The 18,646-nt window shown below is 62.2% G+C and carries 21 protein-coding genes; 9 read left to right on the top strand and 12 right to left on the bottom strand.

Going from position 1 to position 18,646, the window contains the following annotated elements; all coding sequences use genetic code 11:
* Positions 1 to 5 precede the first annotated feature (5 nt).
* Complete coding sequence (gene sdhD, locus EFB14_RS18175; RefSeq protein ID WP_126827705.1) at positions 6 to 386, bottom strand: succinate dehydrogenase, hydrophobic membrane anchor protein; 381 nt, start codon at positions 384 to 386, stop codon at positions 6 to 8.
* A gap of 10 nt (positions 387 to 396) precedes the next feature.
* Positions 397 to 792: a succinate dehydrogenase, cytochrome b556 subunit gene (sdhC, locus tag EFB14_RS18170; protein WP_126827703.1), complete on the bottom strand. Its 396-nt coding sequence runs from the start codon at positions 790 to 792 to the stop codon at positions 397 to 399.
* A 314-nt stretch (positions 793 to 1,106) separates the two neighbouring features.
* On the opposite strand from sdhC, the gene EFB14_RS18165 reads away from it, so the two are divergent.
* The gene (locus tag EFB14_RS18165) at positions 1,107 to 1,595 is read left to right on the top strand and encodes a hypothetical protein (RefSeq protein WP_126827701.1); all 489 of its coding nucleotides are present in this window, start codon (positions 1,107 to 1,109) and stop codon (positions 1,593 to 1,595) included.
* On the opposite strand, the gene EFB14_RS18160 is transcribed toward EFB14_RS18165, so the two are convergent.
* From EFB14_RS18160 to tsaD, 5 genes are read right to left on the bottom strand one after another with little or no spacing between them, the layout of a single operon-like run.
* Positions 1,592 to 2,239, bottom strand: a complete 648-nt coding sequence (locus EFB14_RS18160) for a class I SAM-dependent methyltransferase (protein WP_126827699.1) — start codon at positions 2,237 to 2,239, stop codon at positions 1,592 to 1,594. The genes EFB14_RS18165 and EFB14_RS18160 overlap by 4 nt on opposite strands.
* A complete protein-coding gene (locus tag EFB14_RS18155) occupies positions 2,236 to 2,667 on the bottom strand; it encodes an EVE domain-containing protein (RefSeq protein ID WP_047615609.1) in 432 nt (143 codons plus the stop codon). The genes EFB14_RS18160 and EFB14_RS18155 overlap by 4 nt, the downstream gene beginning before the upstream one ends.
* 2 nt (positions 2,668 to 2,669) lie before the next feature.
* Positions 2,670 to 2,963: a YciI-like protein gene (locus EFB14_RS18150; RefSeq protein WP_125846095.1), complete on the bottom strand. Its 294-nt coding sequence runs from the start codon at positions 2,961 to 2,963 to the stop codon at positions 2,670 to 2,672.
* A gap of 10 nt (positions 2,964 to 2,973) precedes the next feature.
* Complete coding sequence (locus EFB14_RS18145; RefSeq protein WP_126827697.1) at positions 2,974 to 3,957, bottom strand: NAD(P)H-dependent glycerol-3-phosphate dehydrogenase; 984 nt, start codon at positions 3,955 to 3,957, stop codon at positions 2,974 to 2,976.
* Positions 3,954 to 5,051 carry a tRNA (adenosine(37)-N6)-threonylcarbamoyltransferase complex transferase subunit TsaD gene (tsaD, locus tag EFB14_RS18140; RefSeq protein ID WP_126827695.1) on the bottom strand — a complete coding sequence of 366 codons (1,098 nt, stop codon included), beginning with the start codon at positions 5,049 to 5,051 and terminating at the stop codon, positions 3,954 to 3,956. The genes EFB14_RS18145 and tsaD overlap by 4 nt, the downstream gene beginning before the upstream one ends.
* A 72-nt stretch (positions 5,052 to 5,123) precedes the next feature.
* On the opposite strand from tsaD, the gene hemC reads away from it, so the two are divergent.
* The 6 genes from hemC to EFB14_RS18110 all read left to right on the top strand — a co-directional run bounded on the left by hemC (position 5,124) and on the right by EFB14_RS18110 (position 10,983).
* Positions 5,124 to 6,053, top strand: coding sequence for a hydroxymethylbilane synthase (hemC, locus tag EFB14_RS18135; protein WP_126827693.1), 930 nt, complete (start codon positions 5,124 to 5,126; stop codon positions 6,051 to 6,053).
* 7 nt (positions 6,054 to 6,060) lie between these two features.
* Positions 6,061 to 6,768: a uroporphyrinogen-III synthase gene (locus tag EFB14_RS18130; RefSeq protein ID WP_126827691.1), complete on the top strand. Its 708-nt coding sequence runs from the start codon at positions 6,061 to 6,063 to the stop codon at positions 6,766 to 6,768.
* A 68-nt stretch (positions 6,769 to 6,836) separates the two neighbouring features.
* A complete protein-coding gene (locus tag EFB14_RS18125; RefSeq protein WP_183604873.1) occupies positions 6,837 to 8,120 on the top strand; it encodes a COG4223 family protein in 1,284 nt (427 codons plus the stop codon).
* Between the two features lies 1 nt (position 8,121).
* Positions 8,122 to 9,738 carry a heme biosynthesis protein HemY gene (locus EFB14_RS18120; RefSeq protein ID WP_126827960.1) on the top strand — a complete coding sequence of 539 codons (1,617 nt, stop codon included), beginning with the start codon at positions 8,122 to 8,124 and terminating at the stop codon, positions 9,736 to 9,738.
* 17 nt (positions 9,739 to 9,755) lie between these two features.
* Positions 9,756 to 10,241, top strand: a complete 486-nt coding sequence (locus EFB14_RS18115; RefSeq protein WP_126827687.1) for a tellurite resistance TerB family protein — start codon at positions 9,756 to 9,758, stop codon at positions 10,239 to 10,241.
* Entirely contained in the window at positions 10,210 to 10,983 is a 774-nt protein-coding gene (locus EFB14_RS18110; RefSeq protein ID WP_126827685.1) for a glutamine amidotransferase, read from the top strand. The genes EFB14_RS18115 and EFB14_RS18110 overlap by 32 nt, the downstream gene beginning before the upstream one ends.
* A gap of 48 nt (positions 10,984 to 11,031) precedes the next feature.
* On the opposite strand, the gene EFB14_RS18105 is transcribed toward EFB14_RS18110, so the two are convergent.
* The gene (locus tag EFB14_RS18105; RefSeq protein WP_126827683.1) at positions 11,032 to 12,273 is read right to left on the bottom strand and encodes an MFS transporter; all 1,242 of its coding nucleotides are present in this window, start codon (positions 12,271 to 12,273) and stop codon (positions 11,032 to 11,034) included.
* Positions 12,274 to 12,337: 64 nt separating this feature from the next.
* On the opposite strand from EFB14_RS18105, the gene EFB14_RS18100 reads away from it, so the two are divergent.
* Positions 12,338 to 12,727: a YggT family protein gene (locus EFB14_RS18100; protein ID WP_126827681.1), complete on the top strand. Its 390-nt coding sequence runs from the start codon at positions 12,338 to 12,340 to the stop codon at positions 12,725 to 12,727.
* On the top strand, positions 12,724 to 13,035 hold the full coding sequence (locus EFB14_RS18095; protein ID WP_126827679.1) for a DUF167 domain-containing protein: 312 nt from the start codon (positions 12,724 to 12,726) through the stop codon (positions 13,033 to 13,035). The genes EFB14_RS18100 and EFB14_RS18095 overlap by 4 nt, the downstream gene beginning before the upstream one ends.
* 4 nt (positions 13,036 to 13,039) lie before the next feature.
* Here the strand turns inward: EFB14_RS18095 and ppa are convergent, their stop codons facing one another.
* From ppa to EFB14_RS18075, 4 genes are all read right to left on the bottom strand, one after another.
* On the bottom strand, positions 13,040 to 13,576 hold the full coding sequence (gene ppa / locus EFB14_RS18090; protein ID WP_125846075.1) for an inorganic diphosphatase: 537 nt from the start codon (positions 13,574 to 13,576) through the stop codon (positions 13,040 to 13,042).
* A 150-nt stretch (positions 13,577 to 13,726) separates the two neighbouring features.
* Positions 13,727 to 14,233, bottom strand: a complete 507-nt coding sequence (locus tag EFB14_RS18085; RefSeq protein ID WP_125846073.1) for a GNAT family N-acetyltransferase — start codon at positions 14,231 to 14,233, stop codon at positions 13,727 to 13,729.
* 198 nt (positions 14,234 to 14,431) lie between these two features.
* Entirely contained in the window at positions 14,432 to 16,252 is a 1,821-nt protein-coding gene (gene typA / locus EFB14_RS18080; RefSeq protein ID WP_097617978.1) for a translational GTPase TypA, read from the bottom strand.
* A gap of 160 nt (positions 16,253 to 16,412) precedes the next feature.
* Positions 16,413 to 18,500 (bottom strand): M3 family metallopeptidase, encoded by a 2,088-nt coding sequence (locus EFB14_RS18075; RefSeq protein ID WP_126827677.1) that lies wholly within the window; start codon positions 18,498 to 18,500, stop codon positions 16,413 to 16,415.
* Between the last annotated feature and the right edge of the window lie 146 nt (positions 18,501 to 18,646).

Genomic DNA, 18,646 nt, shown 5'->3' with positions numbered 1-18,646 from the left:
CGAGCTTATCCTACGAATGCGATTTTCAGAATGGCGAAGAGACAGAGGCCGGCGATCAGGATCGCAAAGAAGGTGTTCAGCATCAGGAGGGCGACCTTGCCGAACTCACCGTGCACGTAGTCCTCGATGATGACCTGCATGCCGAGCTTCATGTGGATGACGCCTGAGATCACCATCAGTCCCATGACAACAGCGACGAAGGGGTTCGACAGCGCGCGAACCACATCCGCATAGGGCGCGCCGGCATAGGCGATCATGAACATCAGGAAGAAAAGGATGAGCGGAACATTGGCGACAGCCGTCAGCCGCTGGCGCCAGAAATGGTCCGTGCCGTCCTTGGCGGAGCCGAGCCCGCGAACCTTGCCGAGGGGGGTGCGCATATCCATGAGAGGACCTTCAGAAGCGAATGAGGAAGCCGATCACCCAGACCAGCACGGTCAGACAGAGCGATCCGATGATGTTGGCAATGGCGAGCTTGGTCGAAAATTCCTTCTCGAAGCCATAGCCGAGGTCCCACATGAAGTGGCGGAAGCCGCCGAGCATGTGGTGCAGCAGCGCCCAAGTATAACCGAGGAGCACGAGCTTGCCGATAAGGCTGCCGAGCACCCAGTTGGCCCAATCATAGGAGCCCTGGCCACTTGCGGCCGCGATCAGCCACCAGGCGACGAGCAACGTGCCCACGTACAGCGCGCCGCCGGTGATGCGGTGGACGATGGACATGACCATGGTAGGAATAGGTTTGTAAATCTGCAAATGCGGCGACAGGGGCCGGTTATTTGTCACGTTCGCCATCAGAACCTCGCGGCGGCTTCTCTGCGCTCCCGGATTTCGGAGCATGCTCAGTCAACCACACGAATGACAAAATTCTCTGTGTGCGTTGCATCAATTGCGACGTTTACTCACCGGAAAGCCAGACGACAAGCACAATCGCTGTCTGCATTTAATTTAATCGATTCGGATTGCCGGGAAGTTTGCGGTCCAACCAAACTGGCCTTTTACGCTCAATATTTATGCCGTTCCTCCCACGCGAATGGACAAGCTGCCGCTTTTGGCGCAATCTGTCGTTAACGATTTGTTAACGATCGGAATTCCGGAGGCCGGCATCCATGTTTCGCAGTCTGTCCGCAGTCACCCTGCTTGCGCTCGCAGCACTTTCCGCACTCCCAGCGACTGCGGGCGAGCGCCACCATTTTGACCGCTTCCCCGACCATCGCCACGCCTTCCACGGCGGGTTGCTCCTCGGCGAACGCGTGAGCTGGCGCAACCGCGGCATAGGTTTCGACAATTTCTATGGCCACCGAGGCAGGAACAGGATGCCGATGCTGACGCAGTTTTCGTCAGCGGCAACAAATCGCGTATTTCGCAACAATCTCCTCATCATCGCCCCCCAGGCACAGAGTTGGGACGGCGGCGGCACCTATTCCGGCTCTTCCTATGTTTATCAGGTCGATGGCGGAACCTATGTCGGCGGCAATGGCTACGGCTTCTATCCCCCGCGGCCCGAACCGACGGCGCCGAAGGCGAAGGTCATCGACGTCGCCGTTCAGGACGACCCCTGCACCTACGAAGCCAATGTCTGTGTCATCCGGCCTTAAGAACAGAAGCGCCAAACGGTGGTCTTCTTGATTTCGCTGTCCTCCAGCGCCCGCGTCACCGGCACCTCATAAACCGCGCAGAATTCCAGCCGTTCCCGAGGCAGGTAGCTTCGCCCGGGATCGCCGACAAGAACCGTTTTGCCCTCCGTCGCCAGCCGTGCGAACCACGGAACAAGCGCATCGGCGAAAGCGCGGTCGTAAAAGACGTCGCCGGCAAGCACGATATCCGCATCGACGGCCTGTCCGATCAGGTCGGCGCCGGTAAATCCGAGCGAAATGCGATTGGCGCCAGCATTCAGCCGGATCGCCGTTTCCGCCCAGGGATCGATATCGCTCGCCGTGACCTCGCGGGCGCCGGCCATCACAGCGGCAATGCCGACAAGGCCGGAGCCGCTGGCAAAATCCAGCACGCTTGTGCCGCGCACCATTTCCGGATGATCGAGAAGATAGCGCGCCAACCCCTGCCCACCCGCCCAGGCGAAAGCCCAAAACGGCGGCGGCAGGCCGATCGCCTCCAGCTCTTCTTCCGTCTTCAGCCAGAGTTCATGCGCCTCGCTTGCGAGATGGAGCGAAATCTCCGGCACATGCGGCGGCGCCATCAGGCCGGTATTGGCGCGGATGAAGGCTTCGGGATCGGTTTTCAACGTGGCGGATTATCCAGCCCGCCCATGCGGCAGACTTCGAGATATTCTTCCTCCGTCACCGGCTGCACCGAAAGCCGCATCGAGGTGACGAGCGCCATCTTGGCAAGCTTCTCGCTCGCCTTGACATCCTTGAGCGTCACCGGCTTCGGCATATCCATGACGGCGCGGATATCGACGCAATCCCATTTCGGATCGCCCTTGGCGCTGGAATCCGGATGCGAGAGCGCGCAGACTTCGACGATGCCGACGATCTCCAGCCCGTCATTGGAGTGATAGAAAAAGCCCTTGTCGCCGATCTGCATCGCCCGCATGTTGTTGCGCGCGAGATAGTTGCGGACACCCGTCCATTCCGTGCCCTTTTCGCCGGCAGCCTTCTGCTGCTCCCAGGACCAGGAGGCAGGTTCGGATTTATAGAGCCAGTGTGCCATGCTCACGCCTCCGGCTTGTTGAAGACCCAGTTGTAGGCCTTGACGTCGACGCTTTCGAACAATCCTGCCTTGGCATAGGGATCGGCATCGGCAAGCGCACGCGCGGCCTCTTTCGATTCCGCTTCGACGACGATCAGGCTGCCGCAGGGCTTGCCGTCATCATCGAGAAACGGGCCGGCGATCTTCAGCGTGCCCTCGGCATTCAGCCCGTTGAGATAGTCGAGATGCGTCGGCCGCGTCTCCATGCGCACATTCAGATGCCCCGGCTTATCCTTGCAGAGAAGGGCGAAAAGCATGTCTGTTCTCCTATTCGGTAGTAATTGGGCGCGTCATCAGCTGCTCGATCGCATCTGATATATCGAGACGGCCGTCGATAATGGCGGAAACGGCGTCGGTGATCGGCATGCTGACCTTCAATTTCGCCGCAAGCCGCGAGGCGACGGAGGCGGCAAACGCGCCTTCCACCAGCGCACCATGCAGGGGATCGGTCTTGTCGCCGCGACCGAGCGCAATGCCGTAGCGCAGGTTTCGCGATTGATGGCTCGTTGCCGTCAGCACCAGATCGCCGAGACCGGAAAGCCCACGCACCGTATCCGCCTGCCCGCCCTTGGCGACGACGAAACGCGACATTTCCGCAAGCCCGCGCGCAATCAGCGCCGCGCGCGCGGAATCGCCGATACCGCGGCCTTCGACGATGCCGCAGGCGATCGCCAGCACGTTCTTGAGCGCGCCGCCGAGCTGCACACCGATGCGATCGTCCGAGGCGTAGAGCCGGAAGGTCCGGCCCGATATTGCCTGAGCGAGCCGCTCCGCAGTCTCCATATCAGCCGCCGCGATCGCCATCGCCGTCGGCAGCCCCTTGGCGATATCAGCGGCAAAGCCCGGGCCGGAGAGCACGGCGACCGGGTGGTCAGGCAGTTCCCGTTCCAGCATGTCGGTCAAGAGATTGCCCGTTGCCCGCTCGATGCCTTTCGCACAGGTGACGACCACGGCATCCTTGGCAAGGTAGGGGCCATATTGCCGCGCCGCATCGGCCTGCGCCTGCGATGGCATCGCAAAAAGCACGATGGAGGCGCCGGTGATCGCGTCCGCCTCGGCCGAAAATTCCAACGTATCGGGCAGCGGGATGCCGGGCAGTACCGCTTCGTGCAGCCGCTCGGTTTTCAGATCCGCAATAAGCGACGGATCGCGCCCGACGAGCGTCACCGCACTTCGCCCGGCAAGAGCAATGACGGCGGCGAGCGCCGTTCCGAAAGCCCCCGATCCGACGACGGCGATGTTTTCGCTCATGCCTTGGCCCCTCGTTTTCCGAAACCGATCAGCGTCTCCGCCTTGGAATCGAGCGGCCAGCGCGAACGTGGCTGCACGTCGAGTGTGTCAGGCTGAACGCCCGTCGCCATGCGCTCCAGTCCCGCCCAGGCGATCATCACCGCATTATCGGTGCAGAGGCTGAGTGGCGGCGCAATGAAGCGGAAGCCGTTCTTGTCGCATAGCGCCTGCAACGTGCCGCGCAGTTCGAGATTGGCGGCGACGCCGCCGGCAACGACAAGCGCCGGCTTCTCGCCGGTTACAGGAAATTCCGTCTTGAAGCGCTGCAGACCGCGGCCGATGCGGTCCTTCAGCGTGCGCGAAATCGCCTTCTGGAACGAGGCGCAGATATCGGCGACGTCCTGATCGCTGAGCGGAGCGATCTCCTGTGCTGCCTGCCGCACGGCCGTCTTCAGGCCGGAGAAGGAGAAGTCGAGCCGTGCCTCACCGACCAGCGGGCGCGGAAAATTGAACCGATCGGGATTGCCATCCCGCGCCATCCGCTCCACGGCCGGGCCGCCGGGATAGGGCAGGCCGAGCAGCTTTGCCGTTTTGTCGAAGGCTTCACCCAGCGCATCGTCGATCGTCGTCCCCCAGCGCTCGTACTGCCCGACGCCGCGCACCAGGATCAGCTGGGTATGGCCGCCGGAAACGAGCAGCATCAGATAGGGAAAAGAAAGCCCGTCCGTCAGCCGCGCCGTCAGCGCATGGCCTTCGAGATGGTTGACGGCATAGAGCGGCTTGCCGGCGGCTCTCGCGATCGCCTTGCCGGTCATCAACCCCACAAGCAGCCCGCCGATCAGCCCGGGCCCGGACGTGGCGGCAATGGCATCGACCTCAGCCAGCGACACATTGGCGCGCGCCAAGGCCTCCTCGATCAGCTCGTCCAGCGCCTCGACATGGGCGCGCGCGGCGATCTCCGGCACCACGCCGCCGTAGGCGCTATGCTCGTCAAGCTGGGAAAGCACCACATCGGACAGCACCTTGGAATGCCCTTCCGCATCGCGCTCGACAACCGCCGCGGCGGTCTCGTCGCAGCTTGTTTCGATGCCGAGAATGCGCAGAAAGGGAACCATGAGGCCTGTTCGTTGATTGCGATGGTACGGAAACCCGTTTACGAGAACTCCGGTAACAACGGAACAGAGCTGATGCAAACAAAACCTTTCCGGATCGGCACGCGAGGCAGCCCGCTGGCGCTTGCCCAGGCGCATGAGGCCCGCGACAGGCTGATGGCGGCGCATAACCTGCCCGAGGAGATGTTCGAAATCGTCGTGCTGACGACCAAGGGCGACCGCATCACCGACCGGTCGCTCGCCGAGATCGGCGGCAAAGGCCTCTTCACCGAAGAGCTCGAACAGAAGCTTGCCGCCGGCGAACTGGATTTTGCCGTACACTCCACCAAGGACATGCCAACGACGCTGCCGGATGGCCTTTATCTCTCCGCCTATCTGCCGCGCGAGGACATCCGCGACGCCGTCATCGGCCGCACCGCGCGCAAGCTGATCGACCTGCCGCACGGCGCAACCGTCGGCTCTTCATCGCTGCGTCGTCAGGCGCTGATCCGCCGCATGCGGCCCGATATCAACGTCATCACCTTCCGCGGCTCGGTCGAAACACGCCTGCGCAAGCTTGAAGAAGGCCAGGTCGATGCGACCTTGCTCGCGCTTGCCGGCCTGAAACGTCTCGGCAAGGTCGAGGTGCTGACCGATATCCTCGACCCCGACACCTTCCCGCCGGCGCCGGCGCAGGGGGCGATCTGCATCGAAAGCCGCATCGGCGACACCGGGATTGACGATCTCTTGGCCCCGATCAACGACGCGCCAACCTTCGACACCGTCTCCTGCGAACGCGCCTTCCTCGCCGCTCTCGACGGCTCCTGCCGCACGCCGATCGGCGGCTACGCCGTCTGCGAAGGCGATCTGATCCGGTTTTCCGGCCTGATCATCACCCCCGACGGCCGCAGCCAGCATGCGGTGACGACCGACGGCCATCGCCGCGATGCGGCAGCGCTAGGCACCCGTGCCGGCCAGGACGTGCGCGCAAGGGCCGGTAGCGCTTTTTTCGAAGACTGGCACTGAAGCGGCCATGCGTGTTCTCGTCACCCGCCCCGCGCATTCGGCGACGAGAACCGCACAACGTTTGCGCGAGATGGGCCACGAGCCCTTGCTGCTGCCGCTGCGTCGGCCGCTGCACGACAGCGCCGGCGCCGCAACCGCGCTCGCAGCCACCAACGGCCCGATCGCGATGACCAGCGCCGAAGCCGTCAGGGTCGTTTCCGCGCTCGGAGAGCAACTTCGCCCGCATCTTGCCCGCCCGCTTTTCGCGGTCGGGGAGGCAACGGCGAAAGAGGCGCAAAGCCTGGGCTTCCAGTCAGTCGCCGCGTCCTCGGGCAACGGCCGCGATCTCGCCGATCTCGCCGCCGCGCAGGGAGCGGATGGCTTGCTCTACCTTGCCGGCACCCCGCGCGCGGAAACCTTCGAAGCAGGCTTGCGTGAACGCGGTATCCGCTTTTCGATCGCCGAATGTTACCGCATGCAACCCGTCGCTCCGAGCCCGGCCGAGATCGACGCGATCTTCGCAGGCGTCCCTCCGCAGGTCGTTCTCTTCTATTCCCGGCAGACGGCCGACGATTTTTTCGGCGTGGCGGAACTCCGCTCAGCCCTGTCGGAGGAGAGCGGAATCCGGCTTCTCTGCCTCAGCGAGGCGGTTGCGGAAGCCATTCCGGCGGCTTTGAAAAAAAATGCGGCGATTGCGCCGATGCCGGATGAGAAGAGTCTTTTGTCGCTGCTTTGAATGCTTTAGCCGCCCAAATTTGATCTAACCTCTTCCCTTAATTGGCATCACTGTCTAGTTTCGTTGCAATGCAGGATAAAGAGGACCTCATGGTATCGGGAAACCCGCCACGCCATTCCAAGAGCGCCGACGAGCCGGTCACGATCGACCTCGAAGCACAGGATTTCGCCTCTGCAGCCGATACCGCAAAGCCGGTGGAGAATGACGTTGGCGACGCCGTCAACAGCCCAGCCGATGCCGGCGCGACGCCCGAAACTGAAACTGCGTCGCTGACCGAGGATGAACGGGCCGAACACGAGGACCAGCCTGGGACGGATGCGCGGGAGGAAGAGCCGGCAGCTCCGGAACCGCCCTTCATGCCCCCTCCCGAACAACCGGCGGCACGGAACGCCGGCACCTCCGGCCTCATCGCGGCCGGCATCTTCGGCGGCCTCGTGGCGCTGCTTGGCGCAGGCGCCATTCAATATGCCGGATATCTCCCGGGTTCCTCCGCGCCGCAGACGGCCTCGCCTGACATCGCCGATCTTTCCGGTGAGATCGATGGCCTGAAACAGACCGTCGCCAATCTCGCTGCCAACCCGGCGGGTAAGGGCGATGATGCACTTGAAAAGCGTGTCGCCGCGCTGGAAACCGCGGCCGGGGCACCCGCAGCCGGCGCGCCGGCCGATTCGGCGAATGTCGAGGCACTCAACCAGAAGATTGCCGAGCTCAGCGGTCAAGTCGATCAACTGCGCGCCACACTTGCCCAGTCTTCCGAGCAGCAGACGAGCAACGGCGCCGACATCGCCAAGCGGCTCGAAGAAGCCGAAAAGAAGCTGAACGAGCCGCGCGAGGACGTCGCCGTCGCCCGGGCGATCGCAGCGGCAGCCCTCAAGGCGGCGATTGATCGCGGCGGCCCCTTCCTTGCCGAACTCGATACTTTCGCAGGCGTCGCGCCCGACGATCCAGCCGTCGCCGACCTGCGCACCTTTGCCGAAACCGGCATTCCCTCGCGCACCGAGCTGGTGCGTCAGATTCCCGATGTTGCGACCGCGATCGTCGAAGCCGTCAACCAGCCGGATCCGAACCAGAGCTGGTCGGACCGCCTGATGGCGAGCGCGAAATCGCTGGTGACGGTCCGCCCCGTCGGCAATATCGAGGGCGAAAGCGTCGAAGCGATCGCCGCCCGCATGGAGGACAAGGTGAAGAACGGCGATCTGCCCGGCGCTTCGGCCGAATGGAACAATCTGCCCGCTTCGGGCAAGCAGGCTTCCGCCGCCTTCAAGCAGTCGCTGGAAGCGCGCATCCGTGTCGAGGAACTGGTCGGCGGGGCGCTGTCGAAAGCGGTCAGCGGCACCGGCAAGCAAGGGTAAGATCATGATCAGACTTGTCGTCTTCGCCCTGCTCGTGCTGCTTCTCGCCTATGGCTTTTCCTGGCTCGCCGACCGTCCCGGCGACCTTTCTCTGATCTGGGAAGGCCAGATCTACCAGACGAAGCTGATCGTCGCCGCCAGCGCGATCATCGCTCTTGTCGCCGCCGTGATGATCGCCTGGTGGTTCGTCCGCCTGGTCTGGACCTCGCCGCATTCGGTGACGCGCTATTTCCGCGCCCGCAAGCGCGACCGCGGCTATCAGGCGCTCTCGACCGGCCTGATCGCCGCCGGCGCCGGCAATGCGCTGCTTGCCCGCAAGATGGCCGCCCGCTCGCGCGGCCTCATCCGCGTCGATCAGGAGCCTTTGATCAACCTGCTCGAAGCCCAGGCCGCCCTGATTGAAGGCCGCCATGACGAGGCGCGCGCCAAATTCGAGGCCATGGCCAACGATCCCGAGACGCGCGAGCTCGGTCTCCGCGGCCTCTATCTGGAAGCCCGCCGCCTCGGGGCCAACGAGGCCGCCCGCCAATATGCCGAGAAGGCTGCCGATAATGCGCTTTATCTGCCCTGGGCAGCGCAGGCGACGCTCGAATATCGCAGCCAGGCCGGCCGCTGGGACGATGCGATCCGCCTGCTCGAACAGCAGAAGGCCGCCCGCGTCGTCGAAAAGGCCGAAGCCAACCGCCTGCACGCCGTCCTTCTGACGGCGCGCGCCGGCGAGAAGCTGGAAAGCAACCCGACCGGTGCCCGCGACGACGCCCAGCAGGCCTTGAAGCTCTCTGCCGATTTCATTCCGGCCGCTCTCGTTGCCGCAAAGGCCCTGTTCCGCGAAGGCGGTGTACGCAAGGCTGCTTCCATTCTCGAACAGGCGTGGAAATCGGCCCCTCATCCTGAGATCGGCCAGGCCTATGTCAGGGCCCGCAGCGGCGATTCCACGCTCGACCGGCTGAAGCGCGCCGAGCGGCTGGAGGGGCTGCGCCCGAACAATGTCGAATCCCTTCTCGTCGTTGCGCAGGCAGCGCTCGACGCGCGGGAATTCGCAAGAGCCCGCGCCAAGGCGGAAGCGGCGGCTCGCATGCAGCCGCGCGAGGCTGCCTTCCTGCTGCTTGCCGATATCGAGGAAGCCGAAACCGGCGACCAGGGCCGCGTGCGCCATTGGCTCGCGCAGGCGCTGAAAGCGCCGCGCGATCCGGCTTGGGTGGCGGATGGTTTCGTATCGGACAAATGGCTGCCGGTCTCGCCCGTAACCGGCCGCCTCGACGCCTTCGAGTGGAAAGCGCCCTTCGGCCAGATCGAAGGTCCGGTCGAAGAGGGGTCGCATCCGGCTTCGATCGAAACCGCCCTGAAGACGCTACCGCCGCTACGGGACGTCAAGCCGGAAAGCCCGGTCAACGATCATCGCATCATCGAACTGGAACGCGCAGCGACCATTGCCGAGGCCGTGCGCCCGGCGCCGGCACCGGCTCCAACGCCGGCAAAATCAAAACCTGAACCCGTGAGCGATCGGGCGCCCGCAGCGAACGAAGGAAAGCCTTTCTTCGGCGGACTGCCTGACGATCCCGGCGTTCGCGATCCCAGGGCGGAACCGGAACCCAAGACGCGGCTCCGCCTTTTCTGAAATGGAACAAGAACCTTATGTTCGAACGCTTTCAGGCATTCTTCCAGAAGCTCACCGCCGATCAATCCCGGAAAGCTTTTGCCCCGGATGATCCGCGCATCACGGTGGCGGCGCTCTGCATGCAGGTCATGGAGGCCGACGGCCAGATCAAATCAAGCGAGAAGAAGCGCCTGCGCAAGCTCTTGAAGGAGCAGTATGCGCTCGACGGCAAGCAGCTCGACGCCTTGATGGCCGCAGGCCTCGAGGCCGAAAGCTCCGCGGTCGACTATTATCGCTTCACCTCCGACCTGAAGCGCCATCTCAATACCGAACAGCGGTTGGAGCTGATCGGCATCCTCTGGGACATCGTCTATGCCGATGGTGAGCGCAGCGAGATGGAAGACCACGTGATCTGGCGCATCGCCGATCTGCTCGGCGTCTCCTCGCGCGAGCGCATCCAGAAGCGGCAGGAGGCCGCCGCCAGGGTGACCGATGTCCAGGTTGTGCAAGATGACAGCGACTGAGCAACATCCGAACCGCGACACGCGCCCGATCCTCATCGTCCTGCACCAAGAGCGGTCGAGCCCCGGACGCGTCGGCCAATTGCTCGTCGAAAAAGGCTATCGCCTCGATATCCGGCGGCCGGTTCTCGGCGAGCCGCTTCCGACGACGCTTGAACATCATGCCGGCGCCGTCGTTTTCGGCGGGCCGATGAGCGCCAATGATCCCGATGACTTCATCAAGAGAGAGATCGACTGGATCAACATTCCCCTGCGGGAAAAACGCCCCTATCTTGGCATCTGCCTCGGTGCGCAGATGCTGGTCCATCATCTCGGCGGCAAGGTGCAGTCGAATGCCGACGGCTCGACGGAGATCGGCTGGTACCCGCTGCGGCCGACCGAAAGAGGCCGTCTGCTGATGCACTGGCCGAAGATGGTCTATCACTTCCATCGCGAGGGTTTCGAGCTACCGCACGGCGCCGATCTCCTGGCCGAAGGCGATGCCTATCCGAACCAGGCCTTCCGGTATGACGGCAACGCCTGGGGCCTGCAGTTCCATGCCGAACTCACCAGGGCGATGATGCATCGCTGGGTCGTGCACGGCGCGCACCGCTTCATTCTGCCGAACGCCCAGCAGGGCCGCGAACATCTCGAAGGCCGCATGCTGTTCGACGCGCCGCTCAAGGCCTGGCTGACCGAATTTCTTGATATTGTCTTCGAAGGCAAGACGGCGAAGGCGACCGCCCCGATCACCCTTCCCGCATAAAGCATGTCGGACTAAAGCGTGCGGCGGTTTGTAACGGCAGGCGCGCTGTCACGTTTGTGCGCTGGGCGCGTCGAGCGTATCGATTGCACGCAATTTCGGGAAACTCGACGCCCAGATCGCCGCGACCGCCAGCGTTCCGATCCCGCCGATGATCACCGCCGGCACCGCGCCGAAGATCGATGCCATTGTGCCCGCCCTGAATTCCCCGAGCTCGTTCGAAGCGCCGACGAAGACCATGTTGACCGCATTGACGCGGCCACGCAGCTCGTCCGGCGTCCAGAGCGCGATCAGGCTCTCGCGCACGTAGACCGACACCATGTCGGCCGCCCCCATCAGCGCCAGAGCGGCAATCGAGATCTCCGTATTGGTCGAAGCGCCGAAGACGATGGTTCCGACACCGAACAGCGCGACGCCGATGAACATGTAGATGCCGGCGCGATGCTTCAGCGGATAGACGGCGAGGAAGATTGCCATGACGATGGCCCCAAGCCCCGGTGCGGCGCGCAGCAGTCCGAGGCCCCAGGGGCCGAGCGTCAGGATATCGCGGGCGAAGATCGGCATCAGCGCCGTCGCGCCGCCGAGCAGCACGGCGAAGAGATCGAGCGAGATCGCGCCGAGCACCACCTTTTCCGCGCGGATGAAACTGAAGCCGCCGAGGATCATCGCCCAGCTCTTGGCCTCACCCGTCGTCTTCTGTTCCGGCTTCGGAATCATGAAGAGGAGAGCCGCACCGAGAACGGAAAAGATCACCGCCACCGTATAGGCCGTCGTCGCGCTGACGCCATAGAGCAGACCGCCGAGCACCGGCCCGGTGATCGCGGCAAGCTGCCACGACGACGAATTCCAGGCGATGGCATTGGAAAGGGCATGCTCCGGCACGAGATTGGGTGCGAGAGACTGCACCGCCGGCGACATGAAGGCCCTTTCGATGCCGAAGATCAGAAGCACTGCGAAAACAGGCCAAGGCGCGAAGGTCCCCGTCGCCGTCATCACAAGCAGCGCCAGCGTGCAGAGCGCGCTCACCAGCGAGCAAAGCGCTGCGATCGCCCGGCGATTGTGCCGGTCGGCCACCGAGCCGGTGACGAGGATGAGCAGCAGCGACGGCAGGAACTGCACCAGGCCGATCAGGCCGAGATAGATCGCCTTGCCCGTCTGGTCGTACATCTGCCAGCCGACGGCGACGCTGACGATCTGCTGCGAGAAGGAAAGCAGGAAACGCGCGAAGAAGAAGCGGGTGTAGGACGAATGCCGGAACGCGGCAAATCGGTCTCCGGTGGGCGAAAACGACATAGCTGTTTTCCGAGAAGACGGGTGCGGAATTGCCTGCGAAGCCACCCGTTAAACATGATTTGCCATGCGTTTCCACACGGCCCTTGCTCGTTTAATCGCCAATGTCTACATATCTGTCAACAACGAACTGGAGACGGTAATGGCAGGAGTTTTTCAAGCCATATTTCTAATCATCGATATGGCTTTGAACATTTATTGGTACGTGATCATTGCCAGCGCGATTTTTTCGTGGCTGTACGCATTCAACGTTATCAATTCGCACAACCAGTTTGTGAACCAGCTGGGCATGTTCTTCTACAACGCGACCGAGCCTGCGTTGCGGCCGATACGCCGTTTTCTGCCCAATCTGGGCGGCATCGACATCTCGCCGATTATCCTGCTGCTGATCATCGTCTTCATCCAGGCCATCCTCAACAATCCGATCAAGCCCTTCATCTACTCGCTGGTCGCTTGAACCGCCCCTGGAAGCTTTTCGGCGATCACCTGCGCCTTGCCGTTCGGCTGACGCCGAATGGCGGGCGGGATGCGATCGACGGTATCGAAGCGGATGGCGAGGGCGAGCCCCATCTGAAGGCGCGCGTCACATCAGTGCCCGAGAAGGGCAAGGCCAACAAGGCCCTGATCCTGCTGATTTCGAGATCTCTCGGCATTCCCAAATCTTCCGTCAGCCTCATTTCCGGCGAGACGGCGCGCAAAAAAATCCTCCGGATCGAGGGCGACCCGGAGGATTTGGCAAGAAAGCTCGAGGCGTTTCTTCGCTGAATGATCAGGCTTTCGTCTTCTTGGCGCGCTCGACGGCTTCGAGGATGAGTTGGCCGGCTTCCTTGGAATCGCCCCAGCCGTAGATCTTCACCCACTTGCCGGGCTCTAGATCCTTGTAGTGCTCGAAGAAGTGCTCGATCTGCTTCAGCGTGATCTCGGGAAGATCGGTATAGTCCTTCACCTTCTCATAGCGCAGCGTCAGCTTCGGCGACGGCACGGCGATGATCTTCTCGTCCTTGCCGGAATTGTCTTCCATCTTCAGAACGCCGATCGGGCGCACATTGATGACGCAGCCCGGAACCAGCGGACGGGTGCTGGCGATCAGCACGTCGATCGGGTCACCGTCTTCCGACAGCGTATGCGGCACGAAACCGTAATTGCCCGGATAGGTCATCGGCGTATAGAGGAAACGATCGACGACCAGCGTGCCGGCTTCCTTGTCCATCTCGTACTTGATCGGATGACCGCCGACCGGAACCTCGACGATAACGTTGACGTCTTCAGGGGGGTTCTTACCGATGGAAATGGCGTCAATGCGCATAGGAAACTCCTGCAAAGTTGAATTGCTCGCAGCCAGATAATCAGTTTCATACGGCAACGCAACATAGCACGTCGCCAATGCCCGATGGCACCGGCGCGCAAACACAGCAAAATTTCTAGCGGGGGATGAACTGATTGCCGGCCAAGCGGTTCAGTTCCAGATGAAGCCGACCTTCTTCAACTGCTTGTGGTCGAAATTTTCCATGCCTTCGCAAAAATCGATGCCGCCATGACTGCGGTAGAACCGGCTGGCGTTCTCGTTTTCCTCGAGGCACCAGACGACCAGCCCGTTGCAGCCGAGCGACTTCAGGAGCCGGCGCGACTCACCGAACAGCATCTTGCCGAGCCCGATGCCCTGATATTCGGGACGAAGATAGAGCTCGTAGATCTCGCCTTCCTGCGGCAGGGCGCGGGCGCGGTTGAGACCGAGCGTCGCGTAACCTGCGACAGTCCCCGCAACATCGAGAACCAGAAGCGTCGCGGGTCCGCGCGTTGCCTTGCGCCACCAGTTTTCACCGCGCCGCTCGATCATCTGCCTCAGTGCGCGATGCGGAATGATGCCGGCATAGGTATGCTGCCAGGCGAGCCGGTGCGTTTCCGAAATGGCTCGGGCATCATGCGGTTCAGCCCGCCGGACATCGATCGACAACGTCTTCATAACGTTTACTCTGGCCCTGCCAGGGACAATTAACCATATGCGATGGCACATTCTGGTCGATTGCCCACAGACTTAACATGTGGACGACGGTCAAAATTTAACGCTTTTTTAACGATTGTCACAAGCCGGAATCGAAGCGGCGCACAATAAAAAACCCCGGCGCGAAGGCCGGGGTTTCAAACGGATATCTTGAGGTTCTCAGAGAGCCGCCTTCGACTTTTCGAAACGCTTGCGGTCGTTGGCGTCGAGATACATCTTGCGCAGACGAATATTCTTCGGCGTCACTTCCATCAGCTCGTCGTCCTGGATCCAGGAGAGCGCGCGATCGAGCGTCATGCGGATCGGCGGCGTCAGCTTCACCGCTTCGTCCTTGCCGGCGGCGCGGATGTTGGTGAGCTGCTTGCCCTTCAGGACGTTCACTTCAAGGTCGTTGTCGCGCGAATGGATGCCAATGATCATACCGGCATAGACCTTTTCGCCCGGCTCGATGATCATCGGGCCGCGATCTTCCAGGTTGAACATCGCATAGGCGACGGCTTCGCCGGAAGCGTTGGCGAGCAGCACGCCGTTGACGCGACCGCCGATTACGCCCTTGTAGGGCTGGTAGTCGTGGAACAGGCGGTTCATGATCGCCGTGCCGCGCGTATCGGTTAGTAGCTCCGACTGGTAGCCGATCAGGCCACGGGTCGGCGCGTAGAAACGCAGGCGAAGACGATTGCCGCCCGACGGACGCAGCTCGACCATTTCGGCCTTGCGCTCGGACATCTTCTGTACGACGACACCGGAATGTTCTTCGTCGACGTCGACGACGACTTCCTCGATCGGCTCCAGAAGCTGGCCGCTTTCATCCTTGTGCATCACAACGCGCGGACGCGATACGGCAAGCTCGAAACCTTCGCGACGCATGGTTTCGATGAGAACGGCGAGCTGGAGTTCGCCGCGGCCGGACACGTAGAACGAATCCTTGCCTTCGGCTTCTTCGATCTTCAGGGCGACGTTGCCTTCGGCTTCCTTGAAGAGACGGTCGCGGATGACGCGGCTCGTCACCTTGTCGCCTTCGGTGCCCGCCAGCGGGCTGTCGTTGACGATGAAGGACATGGTGACGGTCGGCGGATCGATAGGCTGCGCCTTCATAGCTTCCGAGACGGCCGGATCGCAGAAGGTATCGGCAACCGTACCCTTGGAAAGGCCGGCGATCGCGACGATGTCGCCCGCATGCGCTTCTTCGATCGCCGTGCGCTCGATGCCGCGGAAGGCGAGGATCTTGGAAATTCTGCCGGTTTCGATCAGCTTGCCGTCCTGGCCGAGGACCTTGACGGCCTGGTTCGGCTTGATCGAGCCCGATGCGATACGGCCGGTGATGATACGACCGAGGAAGGGGTTGGCTTCGAGGATCGTGCCGATCATGCGGAACGGACCTTCCTCGACAGTCGGCTCAGGCACATGCTTGAGCACCAGGTCTAGAAGCGGCGCAAGACCCTGATCCTTCGGACCTTCCGGATTGACGTTCATCCAGCCGTCGCGGCCGGAACCGTAGAGGATCGGGAAATCGAGCTGCTCGTCGGTTGCGTCGAGATTGGCGAAGAGGTCGAAGACTTCGTTGATGACTTCTTCGTGGCGACCATCGGGACGGTCGATCTTGTTGATCGCGACGATCGGGCGAAGGCCGACCTTCAATGCCTTCGAAACAACGAACTTCGTCTGCGGCATCGGGCCTTCGGAGGAGTCGACGAGAACGATCGCGCCATCCACCATCGAGAGAATACGCTCGACTTCGCCGCCGAAGTCGGCGTGGCCGGGGGTATCGACGATGTTGATGCGGACACCCTTCCATTCCACCGAAGTCGCCTTGGCGAGAATGGTGATGCCGCGTTCCTTTTCCAGGTCGTTCGAGTCCATCACGCGTTCTGCAACGCGCTGGTTCTCGCGGAACGAGCCGGACTGTTTCAGGAGCTCGTCGACGAGGGTGGTTTTGCCATGGTCAACGTGCGCGATGATCGCGATGTTGCGAAGTGCCATAATGTCATAATCTCTGAGGCTGGGGCGCTACGCCAAGTGGACGCGCCATTTATGTTTGGCGCGCTCATACCGGTTTTTTCGCGATTGCGAAAGGGGGTCGCGCGCGAAAGCTGCGGCATGGTTGCCACCATGCCGCCCGTGCGTCCGTCACGAAACTGTCTTAAGCGTCGCTGCCTGTCAATTCCTCGAAGGTCGCAAGCCCCTTCTTGACCAGCATCGCATCCGGGCTCGGCAGCTTGCCGCGGAAGGCCTTGTAGGCATCCCCGGGATCGACCGAACCGCCTGCGGAATAGATATTTTCCCTGAGCTTGCGCGCCATCTCGCCGTTGAAGGCGTCTCCCGTCTCCTCGAAGGCGGCGAAGGCGTCGGCGTCGAGCACCTCCGACCACATGTAGGAATAGTAGCCCGCCGAATAACCGCCGGAGAAGATATGCTGGAAGTGCGGCGTCGCATGGCGCATGACGATCGACTTCGGCATGCCGATTTCGGCCAGCACCTCCGCCTGCACCGCCATCGGGTCTTCGACCGCCTTCCGCGTGTGAAACGCCATATCAACAAGCGCCGAAGAGGTGAACTCGACGGTGTTGAAGCCGGCATTGAAGGTGCGGGCCGCCAGCACCTTGTCAAGCAACACTTGTGGCATCGCCTCGCCCGTCTCGAAGTGAACGGCATATTCCTTGAGGATGGCGGGAACCGTCAGCCAGTGCTCGTAGAGCTGCGAGGGCAGTTCCACGAAATCGCGTGAGACGCCGGTGCCGGAAACGGAAGGGTAGGTGACATTAGAAAGCATGCCGTGCAAAGCATGGCCGAATTCGTGGAACAGCGTGCGGGCATCGTCGAGCGACAGCAGCGCCGGCTTGCCTTCAGCCGGCTTGGCGAAATTGCAGACATTGTAGATGATCGGCAATTCGCCGTGGTGGCCGTTCTTCAGCTCCAGCCTGTGCTGCGATTGCAGCGAGCTCATCCACGCCCCTGATCGTTTCGAGCCGCGGGCGAAATAATCGCCGAGGAAGAGAGCGACCAGCCGGTCCTCCCGGTCCCTGATTTCGAAGACCCTGACATCAGGGTGATAGGCCGGCACCCCCTTCTTCTCGACTGCGCGGATGCCGAACAGCCGGCCCGCCACATCGAAGCAGGCGTCAATGATCTTCTCGAGCTGCAGATAGGGCTTGAGCTCGGCCTCGGAGAAATCGAACTTCCGCGCCCGGATCTTCTCGGCGTAGTGGCGCCAGTCCCAGGGCATCACCTCATGGTTCCGGCCTTCCTCGGCAATCAGGGCGGCGATGTCGGCCTCTTCCTCGCCGGCGCGTTTCACCGCCCGCGCCCAGACGGCCCTGAGCAGGCCGTTCACCGCATCGGCCGTCTTCGCCATCGTGTTGTCGAGCTTCAGCTCGGCGAAATTGCCGTAGCCGAGCAGCGTCGCCACCTGCTGGCGCAACGTCAGCGTTTCCCCGATGACGGCGCGATTATCCGTCTCACCGCCGTTCGCGCCGCGCGCGACCCATGCCTTGAAAGCCTGCTCACGCAGATCCCGGCGCTCCGAAAAGGTCAGGAACGGCTCGATGATCGAGCGTGACAGCGTCACCGCATATTTGCCCTCCTCGCCGCGTTCGCGCGCGGCTGCCGCCATCGCATCGCGCAGGAATTCCGGCAGCCCGTCGAGCTCGGCGCCATCGGAGAGCGTAAGCGCCCAAGCCTTCTCGTCGGCAAGCACGTTCTGGCCGAATTGGGTGCCAAGACCGGCGAGCTTTTCATTGATCGCGGCAAGCTGCTCCTGCTCGGCCTTTTCAAGCTTGGCGCCTGACTTGACGAAGCCTTTCCAATGCCGTTCCAGCACGCGCGTCTGTTCGAGTGTCAGCCCAAGGCTCTCACGCTTCTCCCAGAGCATGTCGATGCGGGCAAAAAGCGCAGCATTCATGCCGATCTTCGAATAGTGGCGCGACATCTTCGGCGAGATCTCCCGCTCCAGCGCCTGGATGACGTCGTTGGTATGCGCGCCCGCCCTGCTCCAGAACAGCGCCGAGACGCGCGACAGCGCATCGCCGGCGATTTCCAGCGCCACGACCGTATTCTCGAATGTCGGTGCATCGCCATTTCCGGCGATCTCGTCGATCTCCCTTTCATGTGCGGCCAGCGCCGCCTCGAAGGCGGCGGCAAAGTCGCCGTCGTTCAAAGCATCGAAACGCGGCAGGCCGTGAAGACCGTCCCAGTCGACGAGAGCCGGATTGAAATCATGTGGAGAAGGCATCGAAGAATCCTTTTTGGCATGCGAATGGATCGTCAATATAGGAGAGCGGTGGTCAAATTGGTATGTCGCGGCTGTGAGCCTTTTGCCCAGTCCAACAAACTGATGCACGTCCGCCAAATCTGGTGGACAAAATTTGACGCACGCAA

It is taken from the genome of Rhizobium fabae, assembly GCF_003985135.1.
Taxonomy (GTDB): Bacteria; Pseudomonadota; Alphaproteobacteria; order Rhizobiales; family Rhizobiaceae; genus Rhizobium; species Rhizobium pisi.
Note: the sequence above shows the minus strand (reverse complement) of the source record. Positions and strands in the feature narration are given on the sequence as shown.

What these genes read in the sequence shown, in the direction of transcription:
- EFB14_RS18075 (WP_126827677.1), bottom strand. Translation starts at nt 18,500, where the DNA reads ATGCCTTCTCCACATGATTTCAATCCGGCTCTCGTCGACTGGGACGGT.
- hemC (WP_126827693.1), top strand. Translation starts at nt 5,124, where the DNA reads ATGCAAACAAAACCTTTCCGGATCGGCACGCGAGGCAGCCCGCTGGCG.
- EFB14_RS18105 (WP_126827683.1), bottom strand. Translation starts at nt 12,273, where the DNA reads ATGTCGTTTTCGCCCACCGGAGACCGATTTGCCGCGTTCCGGCATTCG.
- sdhD (WP_126827705.1), bottom strand. Translation starts at nt 386, where the DNA reads ATGGATATGCGCACCCCCCTCGGCAAGGTTCGCGGGCTCGGCTCCGCC.
- tsaD (WP_126827695.1), bottom strand. Translation starts at nt 5,051, where the DNA reads ATGGTTCCCTTTCTGCGCATTCTCGGCATCGAAACAAGCTGCGACGAG.
- sdhC (WP_126827703.1), bottom strand. Translation starts at nt 792, where the DNA reads ATGGCGAACGTGACAAATAACCGGCCCCTGTCGCCGCATTTGCAGATT.
- EFB14_RS18085 (WP_125846073.1), bottom strand. Translation starts at nt 14,233, where the DNA reads ATGAAGACGTTGTCGATCGATGTCCGGCGGGCTGAACCGCATGATGCC.
- EFB14_RS18115 (WP_126827687.1), top strand. Translation starts at nt 9,756, where the DNA reads ATGTTCGAACGCTTTCAGGCATTCTTCCAGAAGCTCACCGCCGATCAA.
- EFB14_RS18155 (WP_047615609.1), bottom strand. Translation starts at nt 2,667, where the DNA reads ATGGCACACTGGCTCTATAAATCCGAACCTGCCTCCTGGTCCTGGGAG.
- typA (WP_097617978.1), bottom strand. Translation starts at nt 16,252, where the DNA reads ATGGCACTTCGCAACATCGCGATCATCGCGCACGTTGACCATGGCAAA.
- EFB14_RS18165 (WP_126827701.1), top strand. Translation starts at nt 1,107, where the DNA reads ATGTTTCGCAGTCTGTCCGCAGTCACCCTGCTTGCGCTCGCAGCACTT.
- EFB14_RS18110 (WP_126827685.1), top strand. Translation starts at nt 10,210, where the DNA reads ATGTCCAGGTTGTGCAAGATGACAGCGACTGAGCAACATCCGAACCGC.
- EFB14_RS18100 (WP_126827681.1), top strand. Translation starts at nt 12,338, where the DNA reads ATGCGTTTCCACACGGCCCTTGCTCGTTTAATCGCCAATGTCTACATA.
- ppa (WP_125846075.1), bottom strand. Translation starts at nt 13,576, where the DNA reads ATGCGCATTGACGCCATTTCCATCGGTAAGAACCCCCCTGAAGACGTC.
- EFB14_RS18130 (WP_126827691.1), top strand. Translation starts at nt 6,061, where the DNA reads ATGCGTGTTCTCGTCACCCGCCCCGCGCATTCGGCGACGAGAACCGCA.
- EFB14_RS18150 (WP_125846095.1), bottom strand. Translation starts at nt 2,963, where the DNA reads ATGCTTTTCGCCCTTCTCTGCAAGGATAAGCCGGGGCATCTGAATGTG.
- EFB14_RS18125 (WP_183604873.1), top strand. Translation starts at nt 6,837, where the DNA reads ATGCAGGATAAAGAGGACCTCATGGTATCGGGAAACCCGCCACGCCAT.
- EFB14_RS18145 (WP_126827697.1), bottom strand. Translation starts at nt 3,957, where the DNA reads ATGAGCGAAAACATCGCCGTCGTCGGATCGGGGGCTTTCGGAACGGCG.